The 8439-nt window shown below is 71.8% G+C and carries 7 protein-coding genes; 2 read left to right on the top strand and 5 right to left on the bottom strand.

Going from position 1 to position 8439, the window contains the following annotated elements; all coding sequences use genetic code 11:
* Positions 1-43 precede the first annotated feature (43 nt).
* From D7X12_RS35875 to D7X12_RS35865, 3 genes are all read right to left on the bottom strand, one after another.
* A complete protein-coding gene (locus D7X12_RS35875; RefSeq protein ID WP_120629711.1) occupies positions 44-718 on the bottom strand; it encodes a DUF1175 family protein in 675 nt (224 codons plus the stop codon).
* A 34-nt stretch (positions 719-752) separates the two neighbouring features.
* On the bottom strand, positions 753-1655 hold the full coding sequence (locus D7X12_RS35870) for a DUF2135 domain-containing protein (protein WP_120629710.1): 903 nt from the start codon (positions 1653-1655) through the stop codon (positions 753-755).
* A 274-nt stretch (positions 1656-1929) separates the two neighbouring features.
* Positions 1930-2346: an arsenate reductase/protein-tyrosine-phosphatase family protein gene (locus D7X12_RS35865; protein ID WP_120629709.1), complete on the bottom strand. Its 417-nt coding sequence runs from the start codon at positions 2344-2346 to the stop codon at positions 1930-1932.
* A gap of 207 nt (positions 2347-2553) precedes the next feature.
* On the opposite strand from D7X12_RS35865, the gene D7X12_RS35860 reads away from it, so the two are divergent.
* Entirely contained in the window at positions 2554-3486 is a 933-nt protein-coding gene (locus D7X12_RS35860) for a TerC/Alx family metal homeostasis membrane protein (protein ID WP_120629708.1), read from the top strand.
* Between the two features lie 22 nt (positions 3487-3508).
* On the opposite strand, the gene D7X12_RS35855 is transcribed toward D7X12_RS35860, so the two are convergent.
* Positions 3509-4321: a hypothetical protein gene (locus D7X12_RS35855; RefSeq protein WP_120629707.1), complete on the bottom strand. Its 813-nt coding sequence runs from the start codon at positions 4319-4321 to the stop codon at positions 3509-3511.
* 161 nt (positions 4322-4482) lie between these two features.
* On the opposite strand from D7X12_RS35855, the gene D7X12_RS45185 reads away from it, so the two are divergent.
* Positions 4483-5796 carry an MFS transporter gene (locus D7X12_RS45185; RefSeq protein ID WP_120629706.1) on the top strand — a complete coding sequence of 438 codons (1314 nt, stop codon included), beginning with the start codon at positions 4483-4485 and terminating at the stop codon, positions 5794-5796.
* An 8-nt stretch (positions 5797-5804) separates the two neighbouring features.
* Here D7X12_RS45185 and D7X12_RS35845 read toward each other — a convergent pair whose 3' ends face one another.
* Positions 5805-8078, bottom strand: coding sequence for a PAS domain-containing sensor histidine kinase (locus D7X12_RS35845; protein ID WP_120629705.1), 2274 nt, complete (start codon positions 8076-8078; stop codon positions 5805-5807).
* Between the last annotated feature and the right edge of the window lie 361 nt (positions 8079-8439).

Genomic DNA, 8439 nt, shown 5'->3' with positions numbered 1-8439 from the left:
GTGGGGCCCTTGCCCTGGGGGGGCGGTGGGCTCACGGGTGAGGTCATGACATCCACTCCTTGAAACGGAAGAAGCCGAGGAACGCGGCGTTGGCAGGCACGGGGCGCCACTCCAGCGGCGCCTCGGTGGCGAGCGAGTCCAGGACACCGGTGCGCACGGGCGCGCCCGGCTCCCCCGGGTGATAGACGACGCGCGCGGGGGCATGGGCCCGGTCCTCCGGGCGCACCACGAGCATCAGGTGGAAGACGGGCCCCGCGTCGTGCTCCTGGCGGAAGGCCAGCACGTCGCCGGTGCGCAGCGCTTCGCGCGTGGCCGCGTCCCGCCCCAGCGCGGTGAAGTTGCGCGACAGCAGCGTCTCCGCGTCCGCGAAGTCGGAGGGCTCACCGCGAGCGTCCTTCCACAGCGGGGAGGAGAGCCGCTCGGAGGCCACGCGCCGGTAGGCCGTGCGGTACGCGTAGCGGATCAGCCCCGCGCAGTCGCGCTGCGCCGGCTGCCAGGCCGCGTCCGGAGCCCGCACCTGCCCGAGCGCCACCTGCGCCACCTCGCGGCGCAGCAGCCGCGCGCGCGTCTCCGGTGAGACAGGTTCGGAGGCCATGGCGGATGCGGCATCGCGGCCCGGTGTGGCGTGTGTGGCGTGCGCCCCGGGCTGCGCGGGCGCGGGCGGGCCCTTCGCCACCGGGGCGGCGTGCAGCAGCAAGGAGAGCATCAGGGCGCGCATTGGGAAGGGCCGGACGGGGAGCCTCAGGCGCGCCTCAGTACCCGCCCTCACCCTCGCCGGAGTCGCCGCTCATCTGGAGTTCCTTGAGCGCCGCGTCCAGGTTCGTGGGCCAACGCTCACCCTTGGGCTTCGGATCCGCGGACGGCACGTAGACCTCCGCCTGTCCCTCGCCCAGGATGTTCACCCACGCGAGCACGCGCGTGGTGCCGGGCGTCGCCAGCGGGATGCGCACGCGGCGGCGCACCTCGCCCGGCGTGCCCTCGAAGAGCGCCAGGTTGAGCGTCGCCACCGTGTGCGCCTTGTCACCGCTGGGCCAGTAGTTGGTCGCGATGAGGTACACGCCCTGCGGCGGCGCGCGGTGCACGTAGAGGTACGGGCCATACGCCGGCTGATCGAAGTCCCCTCCCTGCTCGTTGAGGAAGAACGTGCCGCCGGACGGGCTGTCCGTGTCCGCCCAGTACACGTGCGCCATCGCCTTCACGTCGAGCGTGTCGCCCGCGCTGCTCGCGTCGGTGGGCTCGTAGATGTGCAGGTCCGTGTAGACGCCGTCCGTGTCGCTCGTGAGGATGGCCTTGAGCGGCACCGGAGGCACCTTCGCGTAGCTCGTCGCCTGCGCGCGCGCCGTGCCCCCTTTGTTGGTGGCCATCACCGTGACGATGTTCTTGCCGCTCGCCGCCGGGAACTTGCGGCTGAAGCGCCCACCGTTGGTGCGCATGAGGTAGCGGTCGCCGTTGATGGAGACGACCACCGGATCCACCGTGGTGTCGCTCACCGTGCCCTCGATGAACAGCATCCGGTCCACCGTCCACCCGCCCGAAGGCGCGCTCAGGCGCACGGTGGGCAGCTTTTCACCCCTGCCAATGGGCACGCCCTGCTGGCGCGCGGAAACCGGCGGCGCCGTCTGCGTCAGCAACGCGGCGAGAAGGACGGAGAGCATCTGCGGGAGCCTGGGAGTGGGAAGCGCGAACCGCGTGTCCGCGAAGGGACACAGCGTGCGGCAAGCCCCCCTCCCATTTCAAGCCACCTGCCATTTCACGACGACACGGCCCGGGCAGGCCCCCCCTCCCGCAACGCCGTCGTCGCAGGTCCCGACCTCTTCCGCGACCGTCCGCCCGCCCGTTCCCAGGCCCCGGCACCCACGGTTCACGGCAGGGTGTGCTCACACCACCAGCTTCCGCGGCAAGCACTCCGCGGTGCAGCCCTGCGACCTGCTACGGCGCCGGAGGACGCTCCCAACCGTGGCTTTCAATGAAGCCCGACACCAGCGCGGCCAGCGTGTCGCGGATCTTCTCCACGTCCGCCGCGGACTTGCCCGCCGTGTCCTCGACCATGGGCCACTCCACGCGCTCCTGGCCCTGCACCACCGGCGCCTCCGAAAAGCCGCCCAGCGTCACCACCACCTGCGCGCTCTTGGCCAGGTCCGACGTCAGCTGCTCCGGCTTCGCACCCGTCATGTTCACGGTGATGTCGTTCATCGTGGCGAGCACTTCGGGCTGCACCCGCTCGGCCGGCTGCGGTCCGGCGGCGATGGCTCGCGCCTTCGCGGGGTCTGCCATCACGTTGAAGAACGCCGCAGCGATCTGCGAGCTGCCCGCACTCTGCTTACAAGCGAAGATGACCGTGTTCATCGCACCGCCTTTGGAGTGTTGAGAATCATGAGGTCCAAGCCTTCCAGGGAAGTATCACATCCTGAGTGAGGGAGAAGGCAACGCTCGTCCGCATCTCCCAACACCATACAACGCATCGCGTCATCAATGCACATCTGGGTAGGACCTGACTCCGGGCGGGTCGCTCCAGCGATCAGCGGGCGACGGGATGCCTAGGTTGGTGGGGTCATGCAAAGCACCCCTTCCTGGGCCTGGGTCGTCTTCTGGGCGCTGCTGCTGGCGCTCCTGGTGGTGGACCTGCTGGCCCACCGGGGCGGGCGCGGTCAGTCACACCGTGCGGCCCTCCTGTGGAGCCTGGCGTGGGTGGGGATGGGGCTGGCCTTCTGTGGCTTCGTGTGGGTGACGCTGGGCAGCCAGCGCGGGCACGAATACCTGGCGGCGTGGCTCATCGAGAAGAGCCTCAGCCTGGACAACGTCTTCGTCTTCCTCGTCATCTTCCGCAGCCTGAACGTGCCCCAGCGCTACCAGCACGAGGTGCTCTTCCTGGGCATCTTCGGGGCGCTCGTGTTCCGGGCCCTGTTCATCTTCCTGGGCGCGGCGGCGCTGCAACGCTGGGGCTGGGTGTCGTACGTCTTTGGCGCCATCCTGCTCATCACCGCGTGGCGCGTCTTGCGCGAGGACCCGTCCCAGCAGCAGGACAACCGCGTCGTGCAGTGGCTGTCGCGCAGGCTTCCGGTGAGCGACCAGGTGGAGGGGCCGCACTTCGTGGTGAAGCAGGGGGGCCGCAGGCTCGTCACGCCGCTCCTGCTGGCGCTCATCGGCCTGGAGGTGACGGACATCCTGTTCGCGGTGGACTCGGTGCCGGCGGCGTTCTCCGTCACCACCGACACGTTCATCCTCTACAGCTCCAACGCCTTCGCCATCCTGGGGCTGCGCGCGCTCTACCTCGTCATCGCCGGGGCGGTGGGGCAGCTGCGCTACCTGCACTACGGCCTCGCGGGGGTGCTGGCGTTCGCGGGCGTGAAGATGGTGGTGGAGAAGTGGGTGCACATCCCGCCGCTCCTGTCGGTGGCCATCATCCTCGTCGTCATTGGCACCGCCGTAGGGGCAAGCCTCGCGCACCGGCGTCCCCCCGGGCCTCCGCGCGAGGTGGAGGCCTGAGGGACGCGGGCGCCCCAGGGGTTCAGGGCGTGCCAGGACGGGGGGCGTCGGACGCCTTTTCGAACACCAGGAACTCATCGAAGCCGATGTTCGCCACCTTCGCGATGCGTGCCTGGTGCTTGCCCAGCAGCGCGGCGTTGGCGTCCCGCACGACCTTGCCTCCGGCCAGCTCCAGCGTGGTGATGTACTTGCGCAGCCCGGCGCGGCGCTGCTCCAGTTGCAGGCGCTGCTCCTCGCTGAGCTTCGGATCCTCCAGCTGGGGCGTCAGCTCCGCGAGCTGCTTCTCCAGGAGCGCCAGGTTCTCCGGGTCCGAGGGCCGCGCCACCGGGGCCGCCTCCTGGGGAGCGACGACCGGGGGCGGGTACAGCACGCGGGTGAGGCCCTGGAACTCCAGGGGCGACATGCGCACGGCCTCCAGGTTCGTGGCGAACGCGGCCCGCGCCTTCGCAATCATCCGCATGGAGGCGCCGGCGGCCCGGAGGACGGCGCGCGGGTTCTTGCTGCCCAGGTCGGCGCCGTACTGCTTGAAGAACGCGGCGGACTCCGTCTCCAGCGTGTGGAGGGCGGGCATCGTCGCCTCGCGCGCGGTGAGGTAGGCCTCCAGCCGCGCCTCGTCCAGCTTCAGCACCTGGCCCGCGGGAGGCGGCTGGAAGGGGTAGCGGGTGTTGAGCTCGGCGAGCCGCCCCGCCTGCTCCTGCGCCTCCTTCATCGAGCCCATGCCCGAGCCTTCCATCTCGCGATCCGCGCGGGCTCCCACCGCGATGAGCCCCAACAGGCTCACCAGCAGCAGCCCCGCGCAGCCCAGCACCCCACCGATGACCCACTTCTTCTTCATCGCGCCACTCCGCTCCACATCCCGAGCTCAAGGCTTGCGCCCCCCGGGAGCCCCGTTGCTATCCGGGCCGCCCCTCCAGGGCAAGCGCCCCTCCGACACCCGGGCAGGCGGCCCCGGGCGTCGGGCAGACGGCCGGACCCATCTCCGGTAGGAAGACGCGCATGGCGGGACGGGAAGAAGCAGCCGTGGACGGAGCCTTGGAAGCCGCCGGTGGGCCGTCCTCCCCGGGGGCCGCGGAGCCTGCGCGGGCGGTGGAGGCAGCCCCCGCGCGGGAGCACGGTCCCTGGCAGGCCCAGCGGCAGCTGTGGGCGGAGCCGGCCTGGCGCCGCTGGGTGCTGGCCAGCTCGTTCGCGCGGCTGGGCGGGACGATGGCGCCCTTCGCACTGCTGCTGGCGGGCGCGCAGGCCACGGGCGCGTTCTCGCAGGGCGCGTGGATGGCCAGCGGCTACGCGATGGGCATGGCCGCGGCGGCGCCGTTCCGGGGCCGCACCCTGGACCGTCGGCGTCTGCCGGGAGGCCTGCGCGGTCCGCTGCTCGCCCAGGCCGCGGTCTTCCTCGCGCTCTCGCTCGCATGCTTCTTCAAGGCCTCGCTGTGGGTCCTGCTGCCGCTGTCGGTGGTGGGCGGCGTGGTGCCCGCGGGGGTGGTCGCCGCCTATCGCGCGCTGCTCCCCGCGCTGGTGCCGAAGGCGCGGCTGGAGGCGGCGTTCGCCATCGACGCGGTGCTGATGGAGGTGCAGTGGATCCTCGGCCCGTCGCTCGTGGGCATGCTCGCGCTGGCCCATGCCACCCTGGGCGTGGGGGCCATCGCGCTGACCGGGCTGTCGGCGCTGGCGCTCAACTTCTTCCTGCCGGAACGCGAGCCCCCCTCCGGGCCTCCGGTGGCCGCCACGCTGGCGTCGCTCGCGCCCTTCTTCCGGGGGCTGCCCCGGCTCCTGTACCTGTCGTCACTGGCGGTCGGGGTGAGCTGGGGCGTGGTGGATGCCGCGCTGCCGCCCCGGCTCGCCCAGGTGGGCTCGCGCCCGGAGGCGTGGGGGGGCCTCACCGCGCTCCTGTCCGCCGCGAGCGCCGTGGGCGGGTTGCTGTACACCAGCACGCTGAAGGGCCGCGTCACCGGGGACGGCGTCATCCTGCGCCGGTGCATGCTGTTCCTCGCGCTGTGGGGCGTGCTGCTCGTGCCGCTGGCGCTGGTAGCGGACCTGTGGGCGCTGGGCGGCGCGCTGGCGGCGGCGGGCATCTTCCTGGCGCCCCAGGCGGCGATGCAGGCGACGCTGCTGCAACGCCAGCTCCCGGAGAGCCGTCAGGCGGAGGGCTTCGCGCTCTCCAACGCCTGCTTCGCGCTGGGCCTCAGCCTGGGCAGTGGCCTCGTCGCCGCGATGCTGGACTCGGCCGGGCCGCACGGCGCGCTGCTCACCGCCGGGGCCCTGCCCGTGCTGGTGGCCCTCGTGGGCGTGCTCGTCTGGCGCTCCCGGGTCTGAGCGCGCGCTCACCCGCGGTCTTCCAGCGGCGAGTGACGCGGCAGGTGCACGATGAACGTGGTGCCATCCTGCGCGGTGGAGCGCACGCGCAGGCGCCCCCCGTGCGAGTCCACGATGTGCTTCACGATGAACAGCCCCAGCCCCAGCCCGTGCACCAGGCGGTTGCCCTCGCTGACCTCCGCGCGTTTGAGGGGTTCGAACAGGTGTGGCAGCAGCGCTGGCGGAATGGGGCGCCCCTGGTTGTTCACCGTGAGCGTCACCCCTTCCGGCTGGCCGCGCAGCCGCACGCGCACCGGGCAGACCTCCTCCCCGTACGCGAGCGCGTTGTTCACCAGGTTGGTGATGACCTGCGCCAGCCGGTCCGGGTCGCACGACAGGTGGGTGTCCCCCCGGTGCTCCACCTCCAGCCTGCGGTCGGGGTGGGCCTGCTGCACCTCGTCCATCACCTGGCGCAGCACCTCCATCAGCTCCACCGCGTGGGGGGTCATGGGGATGCCGCCGCCCAGCCGGGCCTGGGTGAAGTCCAGCACGTCGCGCAGCATCCGGTGGGCTCGCTCGGCGCTGGCGAGGATGCGGGCGACGGCCTTCTGGTCGCGCGGATCCGCATCCTCGCGCCGGGCCAGGACCGTGGCCGCCATGGTGATGGCGGAGATGGGGTTGCGCAGGTCGTGCCCGACGATGCCGATGAGCAGCTGCTCGAACTCCGCGCGCCGCTTCGCCTCCATCTCCGCCTCGTGCCGGCGGGTGACGTCCTGCATGGCGCCCACCATGCGGACCGGCCGGCCGTGCAGGTCCTTCACCACGCGGCCCCGGTCCTCGATGAAGGCCCAGGTGCCGTCGCCCCGTCGCAGCCGGTACGCCGCCTGCCAGTGGCCCTCCGGGCTGTGGATGGCCTCCTGGAGTCCCCGGCTGATGCGCTCGCGGTCCTCGGGGTGCAGGCTCTCCGTCCACCAGGCGATGTTCATGGGGAGCGGGCCCCGGGACGTGTCCAGCCGCAGGATGCTCGCGGACAGCTCGCTCCAGCTGATTTCATTCGTGACCAGGTCCCAGTCCCAGATGAGGTCGCGGGTGGCCAGCGTGGCCAGGCGGTAGCGCGTCTCCGACGTGCGCAGCTCCTGCTCCGCCCGTTGGCGCTCGGTGATGTCCAGTGACACGCACGACACGCTCACCACGCGCCCGTCCGGGCCGAACACCGGCATGAAGCGGACCTCGAACCAGACGCCGAAGAGGCACAGCTCCACCGACAGGCTCTCCCCGGCGAGCGCGCGGTGGATGAGCTCCACCACGTCCCGCCGGTCCTGGAACAGCTCGTACACGGAACTCCCGCGCTGCACCTGGTCAGGCATCTGCTCCCCGCGCTTCACGCCCGCGCCCTCGAAGAGGGTGATGGTGCCCTGCGCGTCGAAGGCCCACAGGACGACGGGGAGCTGGGTGAGCACGCGGTGGAGCTGCGCGCGGGCCTCGTCGAGTTCCTGGCGCAGCACGCGCGTGGCGGTCATGTCCATGGACACGCCACACACGGCCCACGCATCCTCGCCCGCGACGGTGGGCAGGGGGAACTTCAGCGTGTGGTAGACGTGGAGCCCGTCGGGCTGGGGCACCTCCTCGTCGAACACCAGCGAACTGCGTGCCGCCAGCACCTGCCGGTCGTTCTCCTGGAAGCGCTCCGCCGTTTCCCGGGGGAACAGCTCCGGGTCCGAGCGCCCCAGCACGGCCTGGCGCTCATGGCCGGAGATGACTTCGAAGGGGTGGTTGATGAAGAGGTACCGCCCCTGCGCGTCCTTCGCGTAGATGGCCGCCGGGGCATGGTCGAGGATGGTCTGCAGCCGCTGCTCCCGCGTCCGCAGTGACTGCTCGTGCTCGTGGATGTAGTGGGCGACCGCCTCCGTCAGCGAGCCGTCCAGCGCGCGCCAGAGCGCCCGCATCGCCGCCGACCCCAGCGGGCGGTGGGAGGACTCCAGCGTCTCCAGGATGACCTCGCGCAGCAGGCCGTACTCCTCCACCAGCGTCTCCACCCGTTCCCCGGACTGGTAGCGCTTGCGGCCAAGCTCCCGGCCCTCCGCCCGGGCCGGCTCCAGGGCCCATTCCTCCTCCATCCCCTGGCGCAGGAGGAGGATCAGCACGTCCACCAGCCGGTGCAGCTCCTGCAACCGTTCATGGAAGGCGGAGGGCGCCTCTCCCAGGGACGCGCCCATCCGCGCCACCCAGCGGCGGAGGATGTCCTCGCGCAGCCCCTCCACGAGGTCCGCGAGCGACTCCGTCGGGGAGGCAAAGGGGTTCATCGCGGGGCCCCGCTCCAGCGCGAGCGGTCGGGCCTCTCCAGGCCCGTCCCTCCCCACGGCCCGACGGGAGACCGGGAAGCCCCGGCGCCCGGACCGCACGCACGCACGCACGCCTGCGCTCCTCCGGAGACACCGGTGGGATGAAGCAGGACGCCTGCTGTCGGAAGTCTGTGTCGCACCGTGCCCCTGCCCCCTGGACGCGTCCGGAGTGGTAGGGAAGATGGTCATGATGCCCCACCGACAGGCTCTCCCCGGCGAGCGCGCGGTGGATGAGCTCCACCACGTCCCGCCGGTCCTGGAACAGCTCGTACACGGAACTCCCGCGCTGCACCTGGTCAGGCATCTGCTCCCCGCGCTTCAC

The sequence above is a fragment of the Corallococcus sicarius genome (genome assembly GCF_003611735.1).
In the GTDB taxonomy this organism is placed as follows: domain Bacteria; phylum Myxococcota; class Myxococcia; order Myxococcales; family Myxococcaceae; genus Corallococcus; species Corallococcus sicarius.
Note: the sequence above shows the minus strand (reverse complement) of the source record. Positions and strands in the feature narration are given on the sequence as shown.